The following is a 398-nucleotide window of genomic DNA, read 5'->3' on the forward strand; positions in this document are numbered from 1 at the left end:
TTTCAACAAACTCATATCGGAATATCTTCAGTTGAAATAAGAGCCTAGATAACCGATCTGACTTAGGACGGTAAAGCGTTTTTTTCATTGCTAATCCTTAAACGCTTTAAGGCATAAAATATAGTACTTTGGCCAACACCAAATTTCTTAGCTCTTTCATATTGATAAAGATCGGGGTGATCTTCTACATCTTTACGAAGAGCATCCATATCTAATTTGGTAGCAGGCTTGTTTCGCTTGGTCTTGGGCTCAATACGGTTTTGCCACCTAAACAGTGTGCGTATTGGAATCCCAAACCTAGCACTGACCTCTTGGAATGTCAACTGCTCTTTTGCTTTTACTTTAAATAATCGCCGTCTGAAATCTAGTGAGTATGACATACTACAAGATACAAAAAA

General features: G+C 37.7%; 1 protein-coding gene. It reads right to left on the reverse strand.

Features of this window, described 5'->3' with window-relative positions; genetic code table 11:
- Positions 1-62 precede the first annotated feature (62 nt).
- Positions 63-380: an IS630 transposase-related protein gene (locus EM932_RS20715; RefSeq protein WP_135879111.1), complete on the reverse strand. Its 318-nt coding sequence runs from the start codon at positions 378-380 to the stop codon at positions 63-65.
- Positions 381-398 lie beyond the last annotated feature (18 nt).

This window comes from Flavivirga rizhaonensis (assembly GCF_004791695.1).
Classification (GTDB): Bacteria; Bacteroidota; Bacteroidia; order Flavobacteriales; family Flavobacteriaceae; genus Flavivirga; species Flavivirga rizhaonensis.

Excerpts from the sequence above, each read along its gene's own strand:
- EM932_RS20715 (WP_135879111.1), bottom strand. The coding sequence starts at position 380 with ATGTCATACTCACTAGATTTCAGACGGCGATTATTTAAAGTAAAAGCA.